24 protein-coding genes are annotated in these 24823 nt (G+C 59.4%); 22 read left to right on the forward strand and 2 right to left on the reverse strand.

Going from position 1 to position 24823, the window contains the following annotated elements; genetic code table 11:
- Positions 1-3: 3 nt before the first annotated feature.
- The 16 genes from tmk (at position 4) to B195_RS06440 (ending at position 15925) form a co-directional block, all read left to right on the forward strand.
- Positions 4-636 carry a dTMP kinase gene (gene tmk / locus B195_RS06365; RefSeq protein WP_003442480.1) on the forward strand — a complete coding sequence of 211 codons (633 nt, stop codon included), beginning with the start codon at positions 4-6 and terminating at the stop codon, positions 634-636.
- A complete protein-coding gene (locus B195_RS06370) occupies positions 629-1615 on the forward strand; it encodes a DNA polymerase III subunit delta' (protein ID WP_003442478.1) in 987 nt (328 codons plus the stop codon). Before tmk ends, B195_RS06370 begins: the two co-directional genes overlap by 8 nt.
- A 32-nt stretch (positions 1616-1647) precedes the next feature.
- Complete coding sequence (locus tag B195_RS06375; protein ID WP_003442476.1) at positions 1648-2433, forward strand: TatD family hydrolase; 786 nt, start codon at positions 1648-1650, stop codon at positions 2431-2433.
- A 356-nt stretch (positions 2434-2789) separates the two neighbouring features.
- Entirely contained in the window at positions 2790-3431 is a 642-nt protein-coding gene (locus B195_RS06380) for a TetR/AcrR family transcriptional regulator (protein ID WP_003442473.1), read from the forward strand.
- A gap of 95 nt (positions 3432-3526) precedes the next feature.
- A complete protein-coding gene (locus B195_RS06385; protein WP_003442470.1) occupies positions 3527-4495 on the forward strand; it encodes a GTP 3',8-cyclase MoaA in 969 nt (322 codons plus the stop codon).
- A 297-nt stretch (positions 4496-4792) separates the two neighbouring features.
- Positions 4793-5611, forward strand: coding sequence for an SDR family oxidoreductase (locus B195_RS06390; RefSeq protein ID WP_003442468.1), 819 nt, complete (start codon positions 4793-4795; stop codon positions 5609-5611).
- 60 nt (positions 5612-5671) lie between these two features.
- Complete coding sequence (locus tag B195_RS06395; RefSeq protein ID WP_003442463.1) at positions 5672-6676, forward strand: substrate-binding domain-containing protein; 1005 nt, start codon at positions 5672-5674, stop codon at positions 6674-6676.
- A gap of 12 nt (positions 6677-6688) precedes the next feature.
- Positions 6689-8221 (forward strand): L-arabinose ABC transporter ATP-binding protein AraG, encoded by a 1533-nt coding sequence (gene araG, locus B195_RS06400; protein WP_003442459.1) that lies wholly within the window; start codon positions 6689-6691, stop codon positions 8219-8221.
- Between the two features lie 25 nt (positions 8222-8246).
- Positions 8247-9215, forward strand: a complete 969-nt coding sequence (gene araH / locus B195_RS06405; RefSeq protein ID WP_003442455.1) for an L-arabinose ABC transporter permease AraH — start codon at positions 8247-8249, stop codon at positions 9213-9215.
- Positions 9216-9328: 113 nt separating this feature from the next.
- Positions 9329-9934 carry a DUF4823 domain-containing protein gene (locus B195_RS06410; RefSeq protein ID WP_003442451.1) on the forward strand — a complete coding sequence of 202 codons (606 nt, stop codon included), beginning with the start codon at positions 9329-9331 and terminating at the stop codon, positions 9932-9934.
- 15 nt (positions 9935-9949) lie between these two features.
- Positions 9950-10516 carry a DUF1285 domain-containing protein gene (locus B195_RS06415; RefSeq protein WP_003442449.1) on the forward strand — a complete coding sequence of 189 codons (567 nt, stop codon included), beginning with the start codon at positions 9950-9952 and terminating at the stop codon, positions 10514-10516.
- 245 nt (positions 10517-10761) lie between these two features.
- On the forward strand, positions 10762-11751 hold the full coding sequence (locus B195_RS06420) for a 2-dehydro-3-deoxygalactonokinase (protein ID WP_003442448.1): 990 nt from the start codon (positions 10762-10764) through the stop codon (positions 11749-11751).
- Position 11752: 1 nt separating this feature from the next.
- Positions 11753-12382, forward strand: a complete 630-nt coding sequence (locus tag B195_RS06425) for a 2-dehydro-3-deoxy-6-phosphogalactonate aldolase (RefSeq protein ID WP_003442445.1) — start codon at positions 11753-11755, stop codon at positions 12380-12382.
- A 38-nt stretch (positions 12383-12420) separates the two neighbouring features.
- Entirely contained in the window at positions 12421-13569 is a 1149-nt protein-coding gene (dgoD, locus tag B195_RS06430) for a galactonate dehydratase (protein WP_003442443.1), read from the forward strand.
- Between the two features lie 156 nt (positions 13570-13725).
- Positions 13726-15036 carry an MFS transporter gene (locus B195_RS06435; protein WP_003442438.1) on the forward strand — a complete coding sequence of 437 codons (1311 nt, stop codon included), beginning with the start codon at positions 13726-13728 and terminating at the stop codon, positions 15034-15036.
- A 97-nt stretch (positions 15037-15133) separates the two neighbouring features.
- On the forward strand, positions 15134-15925 hold the full coding sequence (locus B195_RS06440) for an IclR family transcriptional regulator (RefSeq protein WP_003442435.1): 792 nt from the start codon (positions 15134-15136) through the stop codon (positions 15923-15925).
- Between the two features lie 70 nt (positions 15926-15995).
- Here B195_RS06440 and calA read toward each other — a convergent pair whose 3' ends face one another.
- Positions 15996-17048 carry a vanillin reductase gene (calA, locus tag B195_RS06445; RefSeq protein ID WP_003442432.1) on the reverse strand — a complete coding sequence of 351 codons (1053 nt, stop codon included), beginning with the start codon at positions 17046-17048 and terminating at the stop codon, positions 15996-15998.
- A 179-nt stretch (positions 17049-17227) separates the two neighbouring features.
- Here calA and B195_RS06450 point away from each other — a divergent pair, with 179 nt between their 5' ends.
- The gene (locus tag B195_RS06450) at positions 17228-18121 is read left to right on the forward strand and encodes an AraC family transcriptional regulator (protein WP_003442430.1); all 894 of its coding nucleotides are present in this window, start codon (positions 17228-17230) and stop codon (positions 18119-18121) included.
- Positions 18122-18716: 595 nt separating this feature from the next.
- On the opposite strand, the gene B195_RS06455 is transcribed toward B195_RS06450, so the two are convergent.
- Positions 18717-20381, reverse strand: coding sequence for an electron transfer flavoprotein-ubiquinone oxidoreductase (locus B195_RS06455; protein ID WP_003442427.1), 1665 nt, complete (start codon positions 20379-20381; stop codon positions 18717-18719).
- 617 nt (positions 20382-20998) lie between these two features.
- On the opposite strand from B195_RS06455, the gene B195_RS06460 reads away from it, so the two are divergent.
- The 5 genes from B195_RS06460 to B195_RS06480 all read left to right on the forward strand — a co-directional run bounded on the left by B195_RS06460 (position 20999) and on the right by B195_RS06480 (position 24815).
- On the forward strand, positions 20999-21748 hold the full coding sequence (locus B195_RS06460; protein WP_060781735.1) for an electron transfer flavoprotein subunit beta/FixA family protein: 750 nt from the start codon (positions 20999-21001) through the stop codon (positions 21746-21748).
- A gap of 2 nt (positions 21749-21750) precedes the next feature.
- Entirely contained in the window at positions 21751-22680 is a 930-nt protein-coding gene (locus B195_RS06465; RefSeq protein ID WP_003446494.1) for an electron transfer flavoprotein subunit alpha/FixB family protein, read from the forward strand.
- A 138-nt stretch (positions 22681-22818) separates the two neighbouring features.
- On the forward strand, positions 22819-23637 hold the full coding sequence (locus tag B195_RS06470; RefSeq protein WP_003446496.1) for an ABC transporter substrate-binding protein: 819 nt from the start codon (positions 22819-22821) through the stop codon (positions 23635-23637).
- Positions 23638-23646: 9 nt separating this feature from the next.
- On the forward strand, positions 23647-24003 hold the full coding sequence (locus B195_RS06475) for a DUF4398 domain-containing protein (RefSeq protein ID WP_003446498.1): 357 nt from the start codon (positions 23647-23649) through the stop codon (positions 24001-24003).
- Complete coding sequence (locus B195_RS06480; protein WP_003446500.1) at positions 24000-24815, forward strand: OmpA family protein; 816 nt, start codon at positions 24000-24002, stop codon at positions 24813-24815. The genes B195_RS06475 and B195_RS06480 overlap by 4 nt, the downstream gene beginning before the upstream one ends.
- Positions 24816-24823 lie beyond the last annotated feature (8 nt).

Below are 24823 nucleotides of genomic sequence, written 5' to 3' on the forward strand. Positions count from 1 at the left end.
CCTGTGACTGGCTTGTTTATTACCCTGGAAGGCCCCGAAGGCGCGGGCAAAAGCACCAATCGCGAATACCTGGCCGAGCGCCTGCGCAGCGCCGGTATCGACGTGGTTCTGACCCGCGAGCCCGGCGGCACGCCATTGGCCGAGCGAATTCGCGAGCTGTTGCTGGCACCCAGCGATGAAGCCATGTGCGCCGACACCGAGCTGCTGCTGGTGTTTGCCGCCCGTGCCCAGCATCTGGCCGAGGTGATTCGTCCGGCACTGGCCCGTGGCGCCGTGGTGTTGTGCGATCGCTTCACCGACGCCACTTATGCCTATCAAGGTGGCGGCCGCGGTTTGTCGCAAGAGCGTATCGCCAGCCTTGAAACCTTCGTGCAAGGTTCATTGCGCCCGGACCTGACCCTGGTGTTTGATCTGCCGATTGAAGTCGGCATGGCCCGGGCCAGCGCCCGTGGGCGGCTTGACCGCTTCGAGCAGGAAGGCCGGACATTCTTTGATGCGGTGCGCAGCACCTACCTCAAGCGTGCCGGGGCTGAGCCCGGGCGTTATCGTCTGGTGGATGCCGCCCAGTCACTGGAAAACGTACAAGTGCAGCTGGATGCCTTGTTGCCAGAACTGCTGGAACTGCACCGTGGCTGAGGCTTATCCGTGGCAGGACGGCCTGTGGCAGCAAATGGCCGGGCGTGCCCAGCATGCTCACGCCTATCTGTTGCACGGGCCGGCGGGCATCGGCAAGCGCGCGCTGGCCGAACGCCTGATGGCCAGCCTGTTGTGCAGGCAGCCGGTCGGGCTGGAGGCCTGCGGGGCGTGCAAGTCCTGCTCGTTACTGGCTGCGGGCAGTCATCCCGACAACTACATCCTGGAACCCGAAGAAGCCGACAAGGCGATCAAGGTTGACCAGGTACGGGATCTGGTCAGCTTTGTGGTGCAAACCGCGCAGCTGGGCGGGCGCAAGGTGGTGCTGGTCGAGCCGGTTGAATCGATGAACATCAACGCTGCCAACGCCCTGCTCAAAAGCCTTGAAGAACCGTCCGGCAATACCATTTTGTTGTTGGTCAGCCACCAGTCCAGTCGCCTGCTGCCGACCATCCGCAGTCGTTGTGTGCAACAAGCCTGCCCACTGCCGGGCGAGGCCCTGAGCCTGGAGTGGCTGGCCGGGGCATTGCCGGAGTGCAGCAGCGAAGAGCGGGCTGAATTGCTGACGCTGGCAGCGGGCTCGCCCCTGGCCGCGGTCAAGCTGCAGGCCCAGGGTGTGCGTGAACAGCGGGCTGCGGTAGTGGCCGGGGTAAAAAAACTGTTGAAGCGCGAGCTGTCAGCGACGCAACTGGCGGAAAGCTGGAATGCCATACCATTGCTGCTGCTGTTTGACTGGTTTTGCGACTGGTCGAGTTTGATCCTGCGTTATCAGTTGACCCAGGACGAGTCCGGTCTTGGTCTGGAAGACATGCGCAAAGTACTGCAGTACCTGGCGCAGAAAACCCCGCAGGACAAAGTCCTGAATATTCAGGACTGGATTCTCGCCCAACGGCAAAAAGTGCTGAGCAAAGCCAACCTCAACCGGGTGTTGTTGCTTGAGGCACTCTTGGTGCAGTGGGCGGGTCTGCCCGGCCAGCGCTGATTTGATTGAATTGTGAAACAGGTGATTTTTGTATGCTCGTAGATTCCCATTGCCACCTCGATCGCCTTGATCTGAGTGCCCATGACGGTTCGCTGGACGCCGCCCTTGAAGCGGCACGCCAGCGCGGTGTCGGGCACTTTCTGTGCATTGGCGTGAGTGCCGACAATGCGGGCGATGTCAAAGCCCTGGCGGATCGCTATGCCGATGTCGATTGCTCGGTGGGTGTCCACCCGCTGGATGTTCAGCCAGGGGCCGCGCCAGCGCTGGACTGGTTGCTGAACGAGTTGAATCACCCGCGGGTGGTGGCCATTGGCGAGACGGGTCTGGACTATCACTACGAGCCGGAAGCCGCCGAGTTACAGCAACTGTCGTTTCGGGTTCACCTGGAGGCGGCGCAGCAGACCGGCAAACCTGTGGTGATCCATACCCGTGGAGCTCGCGCCGATACCCTGGCCATGCTGCGTGAAGCGGCGCTGCCCAATGCCGGCGTGTTGCATTGCTTCACCGAAGACTGGGACATGGCCAGGGCTGCGCTGGACATGGGCTATTACATTTCGTTGTCGGGCATTGTCACCTTCCGTAATGCCGACGCCCTGCGCGATGTGGCCAGCAAAGTCCCGGCGGATCGCCTGCTGGTTGAGACCGACTCGCCGTATCTGGCGCCGATTCCCTATCGTGGCAAGCCGAACCTGCCGCAATACGTGCGCGAAGTCGCCGAATTTCTGGCCATGTTGCGCGGCGAGTCCTACGAGCGTTTTGCCGAGCAGACCACCGAAAACTTCAAACGCCTGTTCCCCCTGGCCCGGGTTCAGGGCTAGCCCCCAACGCCTTGCGGGAGCGAGTGGGTGAGTGGCAAAAAAAACCCGGACTCTGGGGAATCCGGGTTAAGACCATTAGGAGTAAAACAAAGGCCTACATTCCATTGTCGCCTTGATCGGCGAAACACTTGGGGGGGATGCTGCGCCGACTCCTTAAGTATTGGTCAGCTTTGTTGAACGTCCAGTCTCTGTTGGTCATTTTTTAAACAGATTTGGAATACGCGTGATTCGTTTGAGTGCTCATAGTGTTTATATGAAATTCTCGGTAAACGTCTATACGCAGGATGGTCCGTGCAATTTAGCGTGACTAATGCATAATACTCCGCTTCGATTTTGACCCGAACAGACCTTTTCTTATGCACAAAGAACCCCGTAAGGTCCGTGAGTTTCGTCGCCGCGAGCAAGAAATTCTCGATACCGCGCTCAAGCTGTTCCTCGAACTTGGTGAAGACAGCGTCACCGTCGAGATGATTGCTGATGCCGTAGGTATCGGCAAAGGCACGATTTACAAGCACTTCAAGTCCAAGGCCGAGATCTATTTGCGCCTGATGCTCGACTACGAGCGCGATTTGAATGAATTGCTGCAATCCGCTGACGTTGATAAAGACAAAGAGGCGCTCTCGCGCGCCTACTTCGAATTTCGCATGCGTGATCCCCAGCGCTACCGCTTGTTTGACCGCCTCGAAGAAAAGGTCGTCAAAGGTAATCAGGTGCCTGAGCTGGTTGAAGAGCTGCACAAGATCCGTGCTTCCAACTTCGAACGCCTGACCCTGCTGATCAAGGGTCGCATCAGCGAAGGCAAGCTCGAAGACGTGCCACCTTACTTCCACTATTGCGCGGCCTGGGCGCTGGTGCACGGCGCTGTAGCGCTGTACCACTCGCCGTTCTGGAGCAACGTGCTGGAAGACCAGGAAGGGTTCTTCCAGTTCCTGATGGACATCGGCGTGCGCATGGGCAACAAGCGCAAGCGTGATACGGACACCCCGGCTGTCGAGTAAGGCTGCAAGGCATATACTTGGATCTGGGTCTTGCCAAAACTTGATTTCTAAGTCAAGTTTTGGCGCGCTCTATATTCCCCGTGCCGGAGTCATCCATGATTGTTGATCGCCAAGGCAGACGTTTTCGCAATTTGCGTATCAGTCTGACCTCTGCCTGCAACTACGCCTGTACCTACTGCGTGCCCAACGGCAAGCGACTGGTCGCAGCGCAGGATGAACTGTCGGCCGAGGCCATGGTGCGCGGGGTGGCCTACCTGATCGAAGCCGCAGGCATCGAGCGCTTGCGTATTACCGGCGGCGAACCGCTGGTCAGTCCCAAGCTCGAAACCTTTATGCGTGAAGTTGGCCAGTTGGGCCTGAGTGATATCAGCCTGACCACCAACGGCCAACTGCTTGCGCGAAAATTGCCGCTGCTGGTGGACGCCGGTATTCGCCGCCTCAACGTATCTCTCGATACCCTTGATCCTGTTGCGTTTCGCACCATTGCCCGGGGCGGCGATCTGCCGACCGTCCTCGACGGCATGCAACAGGCCAGCGCAGCGGGGATGAAAATCAAGGTCAACATGGTGCCGTTGCGCGGGCAGAACCTGGATCAGGTCATGCCGCTGCTGGAGTACTGCCTTGAGCGCGGCTATGAGCTGCGCTTTATCGAACTGATGCGCATGGGGCATCTGGCCAGTGATGGCAACGCCTTCCTGCAACAGTTCGTCAGCCTGCAACAACTGTTGTCGCTGATTGGCGAGCGCTATGAATACCTGCAGGCCGATGCACCGGTGGATGCCACTGCGGTGCGCTACCAGATCCCGGGGTTTGGTCACTTCGGTGTGATCGCCAACGAAAGCGTCCCGTTCTGCCGTACCTGCTCGCGGTTGCGGCTGTCGTCCACGGGCTGGCTGCATGGCTGTCTTTCGTCGAGCAATCGCCACTATGTCGGCGACCTCCTGAACAAACCCCGCCACCAGGCCCTGCCAGCCCTGCAAAGCTTGTTGATGAAAGCCCTGGGCGACAAGCAGGACGTTGCCTTCTCGGGCGGCGCCACTGTGATGAAAATCATCGGCGGCTAAGCCCCCTGTGTATCAATGCCCGCAGGAGCGAGCCCTTGACCGGCCCGTGAGCCAGCTTTTACATCTGATCCCTGTATATGGGATACAAAATTATATATTGAGACTTTTCCGTTTCCGGGTTTATAGTCGGCAGCAGCTCCACGCACTCACACTAAAAAAATAAAACAGGTGAAGTGATGCCCAGATATCCCAGGATTCCCCTGCGCGCCCGTGCGACTCCCCCATTCCCCAGATTTCTCGGCCGGCCATCGACAGATGTCCGGTTTTCGTCGTGCTTTCTTTTTGGAGTCCTGATCCATGGCTGAAGCCCTTTCACTGCCGCCGGCAGTCGAGCCGCCCCGTGGCGAGCGCCTTAAAAACAAGGTGGTGCTACTGACCGGCGCCGCTCAGGGTATCGGCGAGGCCATCGTTGCCAGCTTCGTCTCGCAACAGGCGAAAATGGTCATCAGCGATATCCAGGCCGAGAAGGTCGAGAAAGTCGCAGCCCATTGGCGTGAGCAAGGGGGCGACGTGCAGGCCATCAAGGCCGACGTGTCCTGCCAGGCCGACCTGTATGCCATGGTCGCGCTGGCCATGGAACTGCATGGCCGGGTCGATGTGCTGGTCAATTGCGCCGGGGTCAACGTGTTCCGCGATCCGCTGGAAATGACCGAGCAAGACTGGCGTCGCTGTTTCGCCATCGATCTGGACGGCGCCTGGTATGGCTGCAAGGCGGTATTGCCGCAAATGATTGCGCAGGGCATCGGCAGCATCATCAACATTGCCTCCACCCATTCGAGCCACATTATTCCGGGCTGCTTTCCGTACCCCGTGGCCAAGCATGGCCTGCTGGGGCTCACCCGCGCGCTGGGCATCGAGTACGCCGCCAAAGGCATCCGCGTCAATGCCATCGCCCCCGGTTACATCGAGACCCAGTTGAACGTCGATTACTGGAACGGTTTCGCCGACCCCCATGCCGAGCGCCAGCGCGCCCTTGATCTGCATCCGCCGCGACGTATCGGCCAGCCGCTGGAAGTGGCAATGACGGCTGTATTCCTGGCCAGCGATGAGGCGCCGTTCATCAACGCCTCCTGCATCACCATCGATGGCGGGCGCTCGGTGCTTTACCACGACTGATCCCGCATCCGGACCTGTCAGGCTTTCAAACACCTCAAAAATAACAACAAGGAGTTTGCCATGTACCGTCGTCCCTTCATTCGTACCCTGTGCTGCGCGGCCCTGGCGGCCAGCGCATTGAGTCTGAGCAGTGTCTTGCTGGCTGGCGATCCGGTAAAGATCGGTTTTCTGGTCAAACAGGCGGAAGAACCCTGGTTCCAGACCGAATGGGTGTTCGCAGAAAAGGCCGCCAAGGACAAAGGCTTCGAGCTGATCAAAATTGCTGTGCCGGATGGTGAAAAGACCCTGTCGGCCATCGACAGCCTGGCAGCCAACGGCGCCCAGGGCTTTGTCATCTGCCCGCCGGATGTCGGTCTGGGCCCGGCGATCATGGCCAAGGCCAAGGCCAACGGTTTGAAAGTCATCGCTGTCGATGACCGCTTTGTCGATGCCAACGGCAAGTTTATGGAAGAGGTGCCGTACCTGGGAATGGCAGCCTTCGAAGTCGGCCAGAAACAGGGCAATGCGATGGTCGCCGAAGCAAAAAAACGCAACTGGGACTGGAACGACACCTACGCCGTAATCAACACCTTCAATGAACTGGACACCGGTAAGAAACGCACCGACGGCTCGGTCAAATCCCTCAAGGACGCGGGCCTTGCCGATGATCATATCCTGTACTCGGCGCTTAAAACCCTCGATGTCCCCGGCAGCATGGATGCCACCAACTCGGCACTGGTCAAACTGCCCGGCGGCGCGAAAAACCTGATTATTGGCGGCATGAACGACAGCACCGTGCTCGGCGGGGTACGGGCCACGGAAAGCGCCGGTTTCGCCGCCGCCAACGTCATCGGGATCGGCATCAACGGTACCGACGCCATTGGCGAACTGAAAAAGGCCAACAGCGGTTTCTACGGCTCCATGCTGCCGAGCCCACATATCGAAGGCTACAAGACCGCAACCATGATGTTTGAGTGGATCACCGAAGGCAAAGAGCCGCCTCTGTACACCGCCATGGACGAAGTAACGCTGATCACCCGGGACAACTTCCAGGAAGAGCTGACCAAGATCGGTTTGTGGAATTGAGTCGAGGTCACTATGCCGCAGCCATTAGCCACTCAAGCACTGACAAGCAATACCGACAGCCTGCGCTTCAACGGCATCGGCAAGCATTTCCCCGGGGTCCAGGCGCTGGCCAATATCAGCTTTGTCGCCCATCCCGGCCAGGTGCATGCACTGATGGGCGAGAACGGTGCCGGTAAATCCACCCTGCTGAAAATCCTTGGCGGTGCCTACGCGCCAAGCAGCGGCAACCTGCAGATCGGTGAGCAGTCGCTGGTCTTCAGATCCACCGCTGAAAGCATCGCCAACCGGGTCGCGGTGATCCATCAGGAGCTGCATCTGGTACCGGAAATGAGCGTGGCCGAGAACCTGTTTCTCGGCCATCTGCCGGCGCGCTTTGGTCTGATCAAGCGCGGCGAATTGCGGCACCAGGCCCTGCAGTTGCTCAAGGGGCTGGCCGATGAAATCGATCCGCAAGAGAAGGTTGCCCGCTTGTCCCTGGGCCAGCGGCAACTGGTGGAAATCGCCAAGGCGCTGTCCCGCGGGGCTCATGTCATTGCCTTCGATGAGCCCACCAGCAGCCTCTCGGCGCGGGAAATCGACCGCCTGATGACCATCATCGGGCGCCTGCGGGATGAGGGCAAAGTGGTGCTCTACGTGTCCCACCGCATGGAAGAAGTATTCCGCATCTGCAACGCGGTCACGGTGTTCAAGGATGGCCGCTATGTTCGCACCTTCGAGCAGATGAGCGAGCTGAGCCACGACCAGCTGGTGACCTGCATGGTCGGCCGTGACATTCAGGACATCTATGACTACCGCCCCCGTGAGTGTGGCGAAGTGGTGCTCAAGGTCGACCGCCTGCTTGGGCCGGGGTTGCGCGAGCCGGTGAGTTTTGCAGTGCGCAAGGGCGAGATTCTCGGCCTGTTCGGGCTGGTGGGCGCCGGGCGTACCGAGCTGTTGCGCCTGCTCGGCGGGCTGGCCCGTCACAGTGGCGGCCAGGTAGAACTGCAAGGCGTTGCGCTCAAGCTGCGCTCGCCCCGGGATGCGATTGCTGCCGGGGTGCTGCTGTGCCCGGAGGATCGGAAAAAGGAAGGCATCATTCCTTTGGCCAGCGTCGCGGAGAACATCAACATCAGTGCCCGCGGCGCCCATTCCACCCTGGGTTGCCTGTTGCGCGGGGTATGGGAGCGCGACAACGCCGACCGGCAGATCCATGCCCTGAATGTGAAGACTCCGACGGCGTCGCAGAAAATCATGTTCCTGTCCGGCGGCAATCAGCAAAAAGCCATTCTCGGGCGCTGGCTGTCGATGCCGATGAAAGTGCTGCTGCTTGACGAGCCGACCCGGGGCATCGATATCGGCGCCAAGGCCGAGATCTACCAGATCATCCATCGTCTGGCCGCCAGCGGAATTGCGGTGATAGTGGTGTCCAGCGACCTGATGGAAGTGCTGGGGATCAGCGACCGCATTCTGGTTTTGTGCGAAGGCGTGGTCAGCGGTGAGCTGCCAAGAGCCCAGGCCAATGAATCGAACCTGTTGCAAATGGCCTTGCCCCGCCAGCGCGGCTAACGGCGTGACCCACTGAGAGGTTTGTATGACAACCCAAGATTCGACACTGGCGACACCCCGTAAAAAACTCGACATGCGCCGCTTCCTCGACGATTGGGTCATGTTGCTGGCAGCGTTTACGATTTTCCTCCTCTGCACCTTGCTGATCGACAACTTCCTGTCGCCGCTCAACATGCGCGGCCTGGGCCTGGCCATCTCCACCACCGGGATTGCTGCCTGCACCATGCTCTATTGCCTGGCGTCGGGGCATTTCGATCTGTCCGTGGGATCGGTGATTGCCTGCTCCGGAGTCGTTGCCGCCGTGGTCATGCGTGACACCGACAGTGTGTTCCTGGGTGTCTGCGCGGCGCTGGGCATGGGCCTGATTGTCGGTCTGATCAACGGCATCGTTATCGCCAAGTTGCGGGTCAACGCGCTGATTACCACCCTGGCCACCATGCAGATCGTGCGCGGACTGGCGTATATCTTTGCCAATGGCAAGGCGGTGGGGGTGTCCCAGGAAGCGTTTTACGTCTTTGGTAACGGCCAGGTGTTCGGCGTGCCGGTGCCGATCCTGATCACCATCGTCTGCTTCCTGTTCTTTGGCTGGCTGCTCAACTACACCACCTATGGCCGCAACACCATGGCCATAGGCGGCAATCAGGAAGCGGCGCTGCTGGCCGGGGTCAATGTCGACCGCACCAAAATCATCATCTTCGCCGTACACGGGCTGATTGGCGCGCTGGCCGGGGTGATCCTGGCTTCGCGCATGACCTCGGGCCAGCCCATGATCGGGCAGGGCTTCGAGCTGACCGTGATCTCGGCCTGTGTACTGGGCGGGGTGTCGTTGAGCGGCGGGGTGGGGATGATCCGGCATGTGATCGCCGGGGTGCTGATTCTGGCGATTATCGAGAATGCGATGAACCTGAAGAACATCGACACGTTCTACCAGTACGTGATTCGCGGTTCGATCCTGTTGCTGGCGGTGGTGATCGACCGCTTGAAGCAGCGCTGACTCTGAATACCGGCTGCCACAGGTTTTGCGCCAAGGCATGCAGCAAACTGGCGCGCAAACTGCATTACGCGACTATTCGCCGGTTTTCTGTCACCGGCCATCGGGAGATCAGGATGCGTAGTCTGTTTGTGGTGCTGTCGGCGCTGGCGCTGGGTGGCTGTATGACGGTCAGCGATCTGGGGGAGGGTGCACGTTATCAAATGAGCGACGCCGGTCTGCTCGATCACAGCAATACCCGGCGCAGCAATTCACTGCGCATCCAGCCGGACTCCTATATCTACATTGCCCAAGGGCCATTCGCTCCCGTAGGCGATCCTTATGTACGGCCCAATGTGGTGGCTGAAGAAGCCTATAACGGCTTTATCGAATACTTCCCCATGGTGCGCCGCGCCAAAGCGCCGCTGGGGCTTGACCAGGCCATGACTGAAGCCCGTGGCTATGGAGCGCATTACTTGCTCTACACTCGCTTTGCACGGGCCGACGACCGTATCGGCAACAGTGACGAATGGCTGGATCAGGAAGAAATCAGCCGCCTGGGGGTTGATGGCGGCGTGATCCAGGTGATGTTGATCGAGACCAGCACCCAGTACCTGATCGATACCGCGACCATTCGCAGCCGTGGCGGCTTGCTGACGTTCCATGAGCAAAAGCCGGCGGACCTGATCGGGCCGCCACTCGCCAAGTACGCGCGCAGCTTGATAGGCTTGAGCGACCAATAAGACCAGGAGAGCAGCATGAGTGAGCCGGTAGACGTCAGTAACCTGTTGGCGCAAATTCCCAAAGCCGACAAAGGCCTGCCTCCGGTTCATCTATGGGATACGGCATTCTGCGGTGATATCGACATGCGTATCGCCCGTGACGGCACCTGGTACTACATGGGCACGCCGATTGGCCGCAAGCCCATGGTCAAACTGTTCTCGACCATCATTCGCCGCGACGGCGATGATTATTTCCTGATCACCCCGGTGGAAAAGGTCGGAATCAAGGTCGATGACGCGCCGTTTGTGGCGGTCACGCTTGAGGTTCAAGGGCAGGGCGAGCAGCAGGTACTGCGCTTTACCACCAATGTTGAAGAACAGATCACCGCCGGCAGCGAACATCCGCTGCGCATCGTGATTGACCCCGACACCCAGGAACCCGCGCCCTACCTGCTGGTGCGGCGCAACCTTGAAGCGCTGATCCACCGCAATGTGTTCTACCAACTGATCGAGCTGGCGGTTGCCCGGCCCATCGACGGCCAGAGCTGGCTGGGGGTCTGGAGCAGCGGCGTGTTCTTCCCTATAGGCCCCGAGCCGGTCTGAATCCCTGCGCCACACCTGTAACAACCTGTGGGAGCCGGCTTGCCGGCGATTGCCTGTGCGCGGTGAACCAGACCTGCGCACTGTTTGCATCGTCGGCAAGCCGGCTCCCACAAGGATTTTACGGATACATTGTTATCCCTATATGTGGGAGTACAATTTATATATTGAGATTTGGCCGCCCCAAGGTTTATAGTCGCCTGCACTGATTCACAGCATTCACTGCTAAAAACAAAACAGGTGAAGCGATGCAGGCGCAATTGATCGCCCTCGATTGGGGGACAACTTCCCTTCGTGCGTATTTACTCGGATCCACCGGCCAGGTGCTGAAAGTGCGCACCCTGGCCTGCGGCATCATGCAGTTGCCCGGCACTGCCCGGCTGGTCGCAGGCCAGTGGTGCGCTGACGGCTTTGAGCTGGCGTTCGACGATGCCTGCGGCGACTGGCTGGACGCCAACCCGGGAGTGCCGGTGATTGCCTGTGGCATGGTCGGCAGTGCCCAGGGCTGGTGCGAAGCGCCTTACCGGGAAACCCCGGCCAGCCTCAATGCCCTGGGCACGGCCTTGCAGAGAGTACGCAGCGTGCGCGGTGTCGACCTGCATATCGTGCCGGGTGTCATCCAGCGTTCAGCCTTGCCCAATGTGATGCGCGGCGAAGAAACCCAGGTGCTGGGGGTAGTGCAAAGTTTCCCGCAACTCAACGACTGCTTGATCGGCTTGCCCGGCAGCCACTCCAAATGGGTGCAGGTGCAGGACGGCAATCTTGTGCACTTCGATACCTTCATGACCGGCGAGCTTTATGCCGCCGTCTGTGAACACACAATTCTGGGGCGCACCCAACAGCGCTCCGAGCAGTTTGATCCAGCAGCCTTTGATCGCGGCGTACAGGTGGCCTTGTCACCCGACGGCAGGCTCGGGCCGCTGTCGACCCTGTTCAGCGCCCGTACTCTGGGGCTGACCGGGCAGTTGAGCCCCACCCAGCAACCCGACTATGTGTCCGGCCTGTTGATTGGCCACGAGCTGTCAGCGTTGGGCGGCGCGGTACGTGAGCGCCGAGGCGCAGCGCCGATGCCCGCGATCATCCTGATTGGCAATTCCCGACTCTGTGAACGCTACCAGCGGGCCCTGGCCGCCTGCGGGTTCGCGGATGTGCGCCTGGCTGAACAGGCCACCGAGCAAGGTTTATGGCACCTGGCCCAAGCCGCCGGGTTACTCCGTCACACGCAACTGGAGGGCTGAGATGCTCAAGCAAGCACTGGCAAAAAACGGACTGATCGCCATTCTTCGTGGGCTGCGTCCACAAGAGGCGCAGGCCATCGGCAAGGTGCTGTATGACGCGGGTTTTCGTACCCTCGAAGTGCCACTTAATTCCCCCGAGCCGTACGAAAGTATCCGCATTTTGCGCAGTACCCTGCCTGCCGACTGCCTGGTCGGTGCCGGCACGGTGCTGACCCCGGCCCAGGTCGAGCTGGTCAAGGCGGCGGGCGGGCAGGTGATTGTGATGCCCCACAGTGACCCGCAAGTGTTGCGTGCGGCCAAGGCGGCCGGTCTGTACCTGTCACCGGGAGTTGCGACACCGACCGAAGCCTTTGCTGCACTGGCCGAAGGTGCTGATGTACTGAAAATGTTCCCGGCCGAGCAAATGGGCCCGGCCGTGGTCAAGGCCTGGCTGGCGGTGTTGCCTGCAGGAACTTTGCTGATCCCGGTCGGCGGGATTACCCCGGACAACATGCAGGTATTCCTTGATGCCGGGGTGTCCGGTTTCGGGCTGGGTTCGGGGCTGTTCAAGCCCGGCATGAGTGCCGAGGACGTGGCGGTTACCGCCAAAGCTTATGTGCAGGCCTGGAATGCCCGGCGCAAGGCTGACTGAAAGGCGCTTGCGCCCCATCGAACAAGAGAGACAAGACGATGAAAATTACCAAACTGACTACCTATCTGGTCCCGCCGCGCTGGCTGTTCCTGAAAATCGAGACCGACGAAGGCGTCACCGGCTGGGGCGAGCCCGTAGTCGAAGGCCGGGCCCACACCGTGGCGACTGCGGTGGATGAGTTGTCGGATTACCTGATCGGCAAAGACCCGCGCAATATCGAAGACATCTGGACCGTGCTCTATCGCGGCGGTTTTTACCGTGGCGGCGCGGTGCACATGAGCGCACTGGCCGGTATCGACCAGGCGCTGTGGGACATCAAGGGCAAGGCGCTGGGGGTGTCGGTCAGCGACCTGCTGGGCGGCCAGGTGCGGGACAAGATCCGTGTGTATTCGTGGATCGGCGGTGACCGTCCGGCCGACACGGCCAGGGCCGCCAAAGAAGCGGTCAGCCGCGGCTTTACGGCGATAAAGATGAACGGCACCGAAGAGCTGCAGTTTGTCGACAGCTTTGAAAAGGTCGATCTGGCGCTGGCCAACGTGGCCGCGGTGCGGGATGCCGTGGGCCCTAACGTGGGGATCGGCGTGGACTTCCATGGCCGGGTGCACAAGCCCATGGCCAAGGTGCTGATGAAGGAACTGGACCCGTACAAGCTGATGTTTATCGAAGAGCCGGTGCTCAGCGAAAATTACGAGGCCCTCAAAGAGCTGGCGCCGTTGACCAGCACCCCGATTGCCCTGGGCGAGCGGCTGTTCTCGCGCTGGGACTTCAAGCGCGTGCTCAGTGAAGGCTATGTCGACATCATTCAGCCCGATGCTTCCCACGCCGGCGGTATTACCGAAACCCGCAAAATCGCCAACATGGCGGAAGCCTACGATGTAGCGCTGGCCTTGCACTGCCCGCTGGGGCCGATTGCGCTGGCCGCGTGCCTGCAGCTGGATGCGGTTTGCTACAACGCGTTTATCCAGGAGCAAAGCCTGGGCATCCACTACAACGAAAGCAACGACCTGCTGGATTACGTCAAGGATCCGGCGGTGTTCGACTACGACAAAGGCTTCGTCAAAATCCCCAATGGGCCGGGCCTGGGTATCGAGATCAACGAAGAGTACGTGCGCGAGCGCGCGCTGGTTGGCCACCGCTGGCGCAACCCTATCTGGCGCCATGCCGATGGCAGCTTTGCCGAGTGGTAAGTCCCTGATCTGATGCAATACCTGTGGGAGCCGGCTTGCCGGCGATGGGGTCAATGCGCTTCGGGTTGAGACGCATCGCTGGCAAGCCAGCTCCCACAGGGGTGTCGGACCCTGTATTTGAAACGACCTCAATAACCATAAAAAAGAGGCATGCCCATGTCATCTTCAAGCACTGTCGCGCCTGCGTCTTTGGTGACGCCGAGCCGCAAGCGTTTTTTCATCATGGTCCTGCTGTTCATTACCGTGGTGATCAACTATCTGGACCGCAGCAACCTGTCGATTGCCGCGCCGGCACTGACCACCGATCTGGGGCTGGATCCGGTACATGTCGGGCTGATTTTTTCGGCCTTCGGCTGGACCTATGCGGCCATGCAAATCCCCGGTGGCTGGCTGGTAGACCGGGTGCCGCCGCGCATCCTGTACAGCGTGGCGCTGCTGCTGTGGTCGGTGGCCACGGTGATGCTCGGTTTCGCTGCCAGTTTTATCGCACTGTTTGTATTGCGCATGGCGGTGGGCGCCCTGGAAGCGCCGGCGTATCCGATCAACAGCCGGGTGGTGACCACCTGGTTCCCCGAGCGCGAGCGCGCCACGGCCATCGGTTTCTACACCTCGGGGCAGTTTGTCGGGCTGGCGTTCCTGACTCCGGTACTGGCCTGGCTGCAGCATCAGTGGGGTTGGCACATGGTGTTTGTCAGCACCGGTGTGGTGGGGATTATCTGGGCCGTGATCTGGTACGCGGTGTACCGCGAGCCGCGGGATTTCAAGGGTGTCAATCAGGCTGAGATCGAGCTGATCAGTGAGGGTGGCGGGCTGGTGGATATCCAGAGCCAGACCGCCAAGCGCAAGGCACCGTTCAGTTGGCTGGACCTGGGCATCGTGCTCAGCAAGCGCAAGCTGTGGGGGATTTATCTGGGGCAGTTTTGCCTGAACTCGACGCTGTGGTTTTTCCTGACCTGGTTTCCCACTTACCTGGTGAAATATCGCGGCATGGACTTTATCAAGTCCGGTTTGCTGGCTTCCTTGCCGTTTCTGGCAGCGTTTGTGGGCGTGCTGTGTTCAGGGTTCTTCTCCGACTGGCTGATTCGTCGCGGCTACTCCGTGGGCTTTGCCCGCAAGCTGCCGATCATTGGCGGGCTGCTGATTTCAACGTCAATCATCGGGGCCAACTTTGTCGACTCGACGCCGCTGGTGATTGCGTTTCTGGCGCTGGCGTTTTTCGGTAACGGCCTGGCATCGATTACCTGGTCGCTGGTTTCGACCCTGGCCCCGGCCCGCCTGCTGGGACTGACCGGCGGGGTGTTCAATTTCATCGGCAACCTGTCGGCCATCACCACCCCGATCGTGATCGGTTTTCTGGCCACCGGCGACTCGTTTGCCCCGGCCATCACCTACATTTCGGTGCTGGCGTTGCTGGGTGCTCTGTCCTACATCCTGCTGGTAGGCAAAGTCGAGCGGATCGAACTGTAGGGGCGGGGCCACAGGCAAACCTCAACGGACCCTAGCCGTCAGACAACCGGGCGACCATAATGCCGCCCGGTTCTTCTCCTTAAAGCAAAGGCTGGCTATGCAGGACGACTCCCCGAAAGTTGCACCCACCGGCACGCAAACCCTACTTCGCGGTCTGGCGGTGGTACACGCCGTGGCCAATGGTGCGCGCGACCTCAAAGACATCGCCCGGGCGATTGGCACGACGCGCAGCACGACCCATCGCCTGGCCAGTTGCCTGGTGGACGAGCGTTACCTGCGGGTGTTGCCGCAAGTGGGTTATCTGCTCGGGCCCAAGTTGATCGAACTGGGGTTTCAGGCGCGGGAAGAGGTACCGCTGGTGACGCTGGCCGGGCCGTACCTGGATGAGTTGTCGTTGCTGACCGGCGATACCATCCATTTGGCGGTGCGCGAAGGCGACGAGGTGCTGTACCTGCATAAAAATCCGGGGCGCAATGGCCCGGAGATGCGTTCGCGGGTAGGGCACCGCATGCCACTGGCACGTACCGGGATCGGCAAGGCGATGTTGCTGGATGCGCCGTTGGGAGAGTGGCGACGCCTGTACGAAGCCAGCCATCCTGCCGATGGCAAAAACCCGTTGTGGCCGGAACATCAGGAAGTGTCGTGGGAACAGTTTGAACAGCGCATGCGCAGTTATGTGGCGGGGGGCTATGCGTTTGACCTGGAAGACAACGAGCCTTCGATCCGTTGTGTAGCTGCACCGATACGCGATGCCAGCCGCAAAATCGTGGCTGCCATCAGTATCGCCAGCACTGTGCCGTATATGTCACTGGAGAAAATGACCGGCTTGATCCCGGTCGTTACCCAGGCCGCGCAGCAGATATCGGCGGAGCTCGGGGCTGTCGGCTGACCCGATCCCCACTGCAGCAACCGGCTTGCCAGCGATGGCAAGCCGGTTTTCTACAGACAGAAGGTGAGTCTTAAGCCTTCAGGGTTTTCATGTCGATCACGAAACGGTATTTCACGTCGCCTTTAACCACGCGTTCAAAGGCTTCGTTGATGTTTTTGATATCGAGCATTTCGATGTCGCAGGTGATGCCGTGTTCGGCACTGAAATCGAGCATTTCCTGGGTTTCAGCAATGCCGCCGATCAGGGAGCCGGCCAGTACGCGGCGCTTGAACACCAGGTTGAACGCATTCAGGGCTGGCTCAACAGGTTCGATCAGACCGACCAGAATGTGTACCCCGTCAAAGCGCAGGGTTTCCAGGTACGGGTTCAGATCGTGTGGCACCGGAATGGTGTCCAGCAGGAAGTCGAAGCTGTCAGCCGCCGCTTTCATCTGCTGCGGGTCGGTGGACACGATCACGTGGTCGGCACCTTGACGGTAGGCCTCTGCAGCCTTGGCTTCAGAACGGGTGAACAGGGTGACTTCGGCGCCCATGGCTTTGGCGAACTTGATGCCCATGTGGCCCAGGCCGCCCATGCCCAGAATGCCGACTTTATCGCCAGCTTCGACACCGTAGTGCTGCAGCGGCGAATAGGTGGTGATACCGGCGCACAACAGTGGGGCCGCGCTGGCCAGGTCGAGTTTTTCCGGGATGCGCACCACGAAGTGTTCGCTGACCACGATGCTGTCGGAGTAGCCGCCCATGGTGTTGCTGCCATCCACCCGATCGGGGGTGCAGTAGGTCATGGTCGCGCCTTCAAGGCAGTATTGTTCCAGGTCTTCTTTGCACGCGGAACACTCGCGGCACGAATCAACCATGCAGCCCACGCCGACCAGATCGCCGACCTTGTGTTTGGTGACCTTGTCGCCGACAGCCGTAACTTTGCCGACAATTTCATGGCCCGGCATTACCGGGTAAACAGCAAAGCCCCAGTCGTTGCGTGCCTGGTGAATGTCGGAGTGACAAACACCGCAATACAGGATTTCGATGGCCACATCATCCGGCCGCGGATCGCGGCGGGTGAACTTCATGGGGGTCAGGGGAGCGGTAGGTGTCTGTGTGGCATAACCGATGGCGTTGTACATGGGGAACCTCGAAAAGCGTTAACGGTGAACAGGGGGCAATTTTGCGCTTACAAATCTTGCAGGACTATGACGATTCCTCCGTCTGTCATGCCTATTCCTCCGGCGACGCGGATGAACTGTCGCTTTAATGACCAGTTCTGCGAAGATGCGGCTGTCTATTCCTCTTGTGAACTTATTTCATGTTTCTGACTCGTCACCGCGATGAGAACGCCGTGCTGGTATCGCTTATCAAGCCTCTGGCGACCCGGCTGGGTTTTGTCCATACCTTGATGCCTGAGGTGAGGGTGGTCTCGGCGTGTAATACCGTGGCCCGGATGCCGCAGATCTATGAGCCTAGTCTAATGGTGATCGCCCAAGGCAGTAAGTTGGCCTATCTGGGGCAACGCACCCTGGAGTACGGTGCCGGCCACTACCTGGTACAGGCGCTGTCGGTGCCTTTCGAGTGTGAAACCTTCGCCTCCGAGGACATGCCATTGCTGGGGGTGGCGATCAGTATTGATCGTGCGGTATTGGGCGAACTGGTGCTGGCCATGGGCCTGGACCCTGAGCGCAGTTCGGTGGCGCAGACTCCGGAGTCCATGACCTCGGCAGTGCTGGATGAGGAAATGCGCCAGGCTGTGGAGCGCTTGTTGCGGTGTCTGCATGACCCGCTTGAGTGCCGGATCATGGGTCGTGCGCGATTGCGCGAGGTGCTGTTTGCCGCCTTGCGCGGTCCCCAGGCCGGAGTGTTGCGGGCGCTGGTCGAGCAACAGGGGCAATTCGCCCGGGTGGCCGCCTCGCTGAGCCACTTGCACGAGCACTTTGCCGAACCGTTGAATGTCGAGACGCTGGCCCGCTGCGCCAATATGAGCGCGTCCACCTTTCATGAGCATTTCAAGCGCAGTACCTTGCTGTCGCCGGTGCAGTACCTCAAGCGCCTGCGCCTGTTGCGGGCCCAGCAGTTGCTGCTGAGCGAAGGGCTGGGAGTGGCACAGGTAGCAGAGAGGGTTGGCTATCAAAGCACCTCGCAGTTCAGTCGCGAGTACAAACGCTACTTCGAGCGCAGTCCGGGGCATGAAGGCGCGGGCTGCTGAAGCGCAACTGCACATTCCTCGGTAGGAGCGAGTTTGCTCGCGAGCTCTTCCACGCCTTCAAAGCTCGCGAGACAAGCTGTTGTGTCGGTTTTGATTTGTATGGTGCTGCAGGTGGTCGAGCGGGCACGAAGATGTGGGGAGCTAAAGCGCATCTGCACATTCCTCTGTAGGAGCGAGCTTGTCTCGCGAGCTCTTCCACGCCTTCAAAGCTCGCTCCTACAGGGGTTGTGTCGGTTTTGATTTGTGTGGTGTTGCAGGTGGTCGACCGGGCATGAAGATGCGGGGAGCTAAAGCGCATCTGCATATTCCTCTGTAGGAGCGAGCTTGTCTCGCGAGCTCTTCAGCGCCTTCAAAGCTCGCGAGACAAGCTCGCTCCTACAAGGGGGGGGCGTCGATTTTGATTTGTGTGGTGTTGCAGGTGGTCGAGCGGGCATGAAGATGTGGGGAGCTAAAGCGCATCTGCACATTCCTCTGTAGGAGCGAGCTTGCTCGCGAGCTCTTCGGCGCCCTCAAAGCTCGCTCCTGCAGGGTTTTTGCTGTTTATCGCCCACTAAAAAGGCTCCCGGGGGAGCCTTTTTAGTGGGCGATAAACGACTTACATGTTCGGGTAAGTCGGGCCGCCGCCACCTTCCGGGGTGACCCAGGTGATGTTCTGCGAGGGGTCTTTGATGTCGCAGGTTTTACAGTGCACACAGTTTTGCGCGTTGATCTGAAAACGCTTCTCGCCGCTTTCCTGAGTGATCACTTCATACACCCCGGCCGGGCAGTAACGCTGGGCAGGCTCGTCGTAGAGCGGCAGGTTGACGTTGATCGGAATGCTCGCATCGCGCAACTTGAGGTGGCACGGCTGCTCTTCCTCATGGTTGGTGCTGGAGATAAACACCGAGCTGAGTTTGTCGAAGCTGAGTTTGCCGTCCGGTTTCGGGTATGCGATCTGCTTGCAGTCTTTGGCCAGCTTCAGGCAGGCATAGTCCGGCTTGGTGTCGTGCAGGGTAAACGGCAGTTTGCCGCCGAAGATGTTCTGGTCGAGCCAGTTGAAACCACCCCCCACAATAGGGCCGAACTTGTGCAGTGCCGGGCCAAAGTTACGGCTGGCGAACAGTTCGTCGAACAACCAGCTGGCTTTGAAGGCTTCAACATAAGTGTTGAGTGCATCACCGCCCTCGGAGCCACCGAGCAGGGAGTCAGCCACCGCCTCGGCTGCGAGCATGCCGGACTTCATTGCGGTGTGGCTGCCCTTGATCTTGGAGAAGTTCAGGGTGCCCAGATCGCAACCAATCAGTGCGCCACCGTCAAAGACCATTTTTGGCAGAGAGTTCAGGCCGCCCTTGCAGATGGCGCGGGCGCCGTAGCTGATGCGCTTGCCGCCTTCCAGATACTGCTTGAGTACCGGGTGATGCTTGAGGCGCTGGAACTCATCGAACGGCGACAGGAAGGTGTTGCTGTAGGACAGGTCTACGATCAGACCCACCACTACCTGGTTGTTTTCCAGGTGGTACAGGAACGAACCCCCGGTGTTTTCGCTGCTAATGATGTCCAGCGGCCAGCCGGCAGTGTGAACCACCAGGCCTGGCTGGTGCTTGGCCGGGTCGATTTCCCAGATTTCCTTGAGGCCGATGCCGTAGTGCTGGGTATCGGCTTCGCTGTCGAGCTTGTAGCGCTCGATCAGTTGCTTGCCCAGGTGGCCGCGGCAGCCTTCCGCGAACAGGGTGTACTTGCCGCGCAGTTCCATGCCGGGGGTGTACAGGCCTTCTTTCGGGTTGCCTTCACGGTCAACACCCAGGTCACCGGTGATAATCCCGCGAACTACGTTGTTCTCATCGAACAGGACTTCCTGGGCAGCGAAGCCCGGGTAGATTTCCACACCCAGGTTCTCGGCTTGTTGTGCCATCCAGCGGCACAGGTTGCCCAGGGAAATAATGTAGTTGCCTTCGTTGTGCATGGTTTTAGGCACAAACAGGTCAGGCACCTTGGTTGCGGTGCTGTCACTGCGCAGTACATAAATATCGTCGCGGGTGACCGCGGTGTTGAGAGGAGCACCCAGTTCTTTCCAGTCCGGGAACAATTCGTTCAGGGCACGGGGTTCGAACACTGCACCGGACAGAATGTGAGCACCGACTTCGGAGCCTTTTTCAACCACGCAGACGCTTATTTCTTTACCGGCTTCGGCGGCCTTCTGCTTTAAACGGCAGGCGGCGGACAAACCGGCAGGGCCGGCGCCGACGATGACCACGTCGAATTCCATGTATTCGCGTTCCACAGGTTCTCTCCTACTCAAGGCTCAACGGTATTTTTCTAATTGGAGGTTTGGCACTTCATCCATTATTCCCTGCGCCGCGTGCGGAAGAAGCAATGGATGACGCGCCGCTCTCTCTAGGGGCGGCATTATATCTACACCACTAGCAGGGTCCAATACAAACGTTTGTTTGAATCTGCTGCAGGCCAGACAAATCAAAGAAGCACGGCTCAAAAGTGGCGGATTTGCTGTATTGACCGCAAAAGGCGTTCCGGTCAAGATACGGTCGGTTTTGCGCTCGCCGTAGGCTGATTATTGGTTTCAAGAGCACCTCTAAAGACAGGGCCAGGCACGAGCCTGTAGGAGCCTGCCATTTTTTGAGCGGAGTTTACACGTCCTTTTGGTGGATGACTTGCTAGTCACCCCGCAGAGACGCTCGCAAGGGAAGAATTTGGCGCTCGTCATTCTTTCTATAAGAAGGGCACAGCAACGATCTTTGGAGGTGCCCCAGGGTCTGTTGACGCTTCGTTGTGAACTATCGTCGTGGCCACAACGAAGCTTCAGCAGAACCTATGCGATGAGCATCAACCGCCAGGTTCGCCTAGGCGACTTTCTTTTCACCGGAGAGTAACGAGGAATCCATGAAGGTTCTTGTAGCTGTCAAACGAGTGGTCGATTACAACGTCAAGGTTCGCGTCAAAGCGGACAACTCCGGCGTTGACCTCGCCAACGTCAAGATGTCGATGAACCCCTTCTGCGAAATCGCTGTGGAAGAAGCCGTGCGCCTGAAAGAGAAAGGCGTTGCGACTGAAATCGTCGTCGTCTCCATCGGCCCGACCACGGCTCAGGAACAGCTGCGTACAGCGCTGGCTCTGGGTGCCGATCGCGCCATCCTCGTCGAATCTGCCGAAGACCTGACCTCGCTGGCCGTGGCCAAGTTGCTCAAGGCCGTGGTCGACAAGGAACAGCCGCAACTGGTGATCCTGGGCAAACAGGCCATCGACAGCGACAACAACCAGACCGGCCAGATGCTGGCTGCGTTGACCGGCTACGGTCAGGGCACCTTCGCTTCCAAAGTTGAAGTGGCGGGCGACAAGGTTGCCGTTACCCGTGAAGTTGACGGCGGCGCGCAAACTGTTTCGCTGAGCTTGCCGGCCATCGTCACCACCGACCTGCGTTTGAACGAGCCGCGTTATGCGTCCCTGCCAAACATCATGAAGGCCAAGAAGAAGCCGCTTGAAGTGCTGACGCCAGAGGCGTTGGGCGTTTCGACCGCTTCGACCAACAAGACCCTGAAAGTTGAAGCGCCGGCGGCACGCAGCGCCGGCATCAAGGTCAAGTCGGTGGCTGAACTGGTCGAGAAACTGAAAAACGAAGCGAAGGTAATCTAATCATGACTATCTTGGTAATCGCAGAACATGATGGCAAGGCGCTGGCTCCGGCCACGCTGAACACCGTAGCCGCTGCCGCAAAAATCGGTGGCGAGATCAACGTTCTGGTTGCAGGCCAGGGCATTGGTGCTGTGGCTGAAGCTGCTGCGCAAATTGCCGGTGTGGCTAAAGTGCTGGTGGCTGACAACGCGGCTTACGCCCATCAGTTGCCGGAAAACGTTGCTCCGCTGGTAGCCGAGCTGGGCAAGGGCTACAGCCACATCCTGGCTGCCGCTACTTCCAACGGTAAAAACATCCTGCCGCGTGTTGCTGCGCAGCTGGACGTTGACCAGATCTCCGAGATCATCTCGGTTGTAAGCGCTGACACCTTCACCCGTCCGATCTATGCCGGTAACGCCATTGCCACCGTGCAGTCCACTGCGCCAGTCAAGGTGATCACCGTGCGTGCCACCGGTTTCGACCCGGTTGCGGCCCAGGGTGGTTCGGCAGCCGTTGAAGCGGTTGCAGCAGTGCACGATGCAGGCATTTCGTCGTTCGTTGGTGAAGAGCTTGCCAAGTCGGATCGTCCGGAACTGACAGCTGCCAAAATCGTCGTTTCCGGCGGTCGTGGCATGCAGAACGGCGACAACTTCAAACTGCTGTACACCCTGGCTGACAAGCTGGGCGCTGCAGTGGGCGCTTCCCGCGCGGCAGTTGACGCAGGTTTCGTACCGAACGACATGCAGGTCGGCCAGACCGGCAAAATCGTTGCGCCACAGCTGTACATCGCAGTTGGTATCTCCGGCGCGATCCAGCATCTGGCCGGTATGAAAGACTCCAAAGTGATCGTTGCGATCAACAAGGACGAAGAAGCGCCGATCTTCCAGGTGGCCGATTACGGTCTGGTTGCGGACTTGTTCGAAGCAGTACCTGAGCTGGAGAAGCTGGTTTAATCCAGTTGCTTCACTTATAAAGAGCCCGGTCACGCGGGCTGCGGGGAAGGGCCAAGCACGCTGTGTTTGCCTGTTCTTTGCAGTCCGTGTGATCGGGTTTTTTTATGCGTCAGAATTGAGTGCGTGGAGTGCAGGGTTATGGATGTGCGTCAGATCCGCAGGTTGTTGCTCGGGTTGGTATTGTTGCCCCTGCTGTCTGAGGCCGCGGGCAAGTGTGAACGCCTGATCGTGACCGGCAGCCCGGATGCGCCGCCTTATCTGTGGCGTGATCCTGGCAACCCGGCGCACTTGATCGGTGCCAGTGCCGACCTGATGGTGCAAGCGGGCCAGGAGCTGGGGATCAAGGTTGAAGTGCTGTATGGCGGCAAGCGTTCCCAGGCTCAGGACGAAGTCAAAACCGGGCGTATGGACATGCTGCTGGATGCGCCGCTGACAGTGGCCGGGCTCTCTTCACTCGACTACATCCACCCGCCACTGATGCGTAACGATTATTTGGTCTGGACCCGTAAAGATTCGGCGCTGGCCTACGAAACGCCGGCAGACCTGAGCGGACATGCAGGGGCCATTTCGGAAAAAGCCCGCACCACAGAGGCCTTTGATACATTTGCCCTGCACCAGTTAACCCTCAAGCCCGAGCCCGGACTGACGGCGGCTTTCCAGAAGCTGCTGCTCGGGCAGGTCGAGTATGTGCTGGCCGGTCGCTATGCCGGTATGGCTACGGCTCAAACCCTGGGCATTGCCGATGACGTGATGGCGCACCCACAGCCGATCGATCAGCCGGGACTGTTTTTGGCGATATCCCATGACTCTGCCTGCAATGACCCATGGTTGCGCGGACAGCTCGCCAAAAAGATGACAGAATTGCCCGCCTCCGGCCTGGCCGAGGCTGCACTGCAACGCAATCTGGAGCGGTGGAAAGCCCAGCTGCAACAACCGCTTAGCGCCCCAAAACAGTAGGAATTCTTAGTGACATTGCGACCTTTTTTCGTCGCCCTGGCCGTTACGGCTTTGGCGGGTTGTGCAGCCGATCCGGTGCCGAATGAACAATTGCGTCTGACCGAGCAAGCCCTTGAACAAGCCAGGGCAGTGGGGGTCAGCGCCGACGATACAGCTGAACTCAAACAGGCCGAAAGCAAGTTGGCTCAGGCCCGGGCAGACATGCTCGATGGGTCCTACAAAGATGCGCGCATGCAGGCAGAACAGGCCGAGCTTGATGCGCGATTGGCCGAAGCCCGCGTTCTGACGCAAAAAAGCCAGGAGCAGTTGAACGTGCTCAACACCCGTATCGCGCGTTTACGCAAGCAACTGGCGGAGGCCCAATGAGTCTCAAGTCCGCAGTTTTCAGTGGTGTGTTGTTGTCGGGTAGCATGGCTCTGGCCGGTTGCGCCGGGCATCACAACAGTGATCAGGCCCTGCAACAGGCCGCCAGCGATTTTCAGACAGTCAAAGAAGACAGCAACGTGCTGCGCATTGCACCCAAAGATGTGATTCGGGCCGGCGAGTCCCTGGCGCGGGCGGATCGTTTGTCTTCTTACTGGGGCAGTGGTGACGATGTGGAGCATTACGCCTACCTGAGCCAGCGTTACAGTGAAATCGCCCGCGAGCATACCCAGCAAGTACTCAACGAAGAGCGGGCTGCCAAGCTGGAACTGGAACGCCAGCGTCTGCAACTGGCACTGCGTGAGGCCAAGCTGTTGAGTGTCCAGCAGCAGGGGCAGTGGCTGGAAGAACAGATCATCAGCCTGGCCACGACTCAGACTGACCGGGGGTTGGTGATGACCCTGGGCGACGTGTTGTTCGATACCGGCGAAGCCGACCTGAAAAATTCGGCGAACCGTACAGTGCTCAAACTGGTGCAGTTTCTGCAACTGAACCCCAAGCGCGTCGTACGTATCGAGGGCTACACCGACAGCACGGGCGGCCGGGACGATAATCTCAAATTGTCCCTGGCACGGGCACAGGCGGTGGCGGATGTATTGATCGACCTGGGGATCGACGACAAACGTATCCAGGTGGAAGGCTACGGCGATCAGTATCCGGTGGACGTGAACGCCACAGAACGTGGTCGTGCACAAAATCGTCGGGTTGAAATCGTCTTTTCTGACGAAAAAGGTCAACTTGGCGCTGCCCGCTAATTCCCCGC

The sequence above is a fragment of the Pseudomonas sp. Lz4W genome, from assembly GCF_000346225.2.
GTDB lineage: Bacteria > Pseudomonadota > Gammaproteobacteria > Pseudomonadales > Pseudomonadaceae > Aquipseudomonas > Aquipseudomonas paraversuta.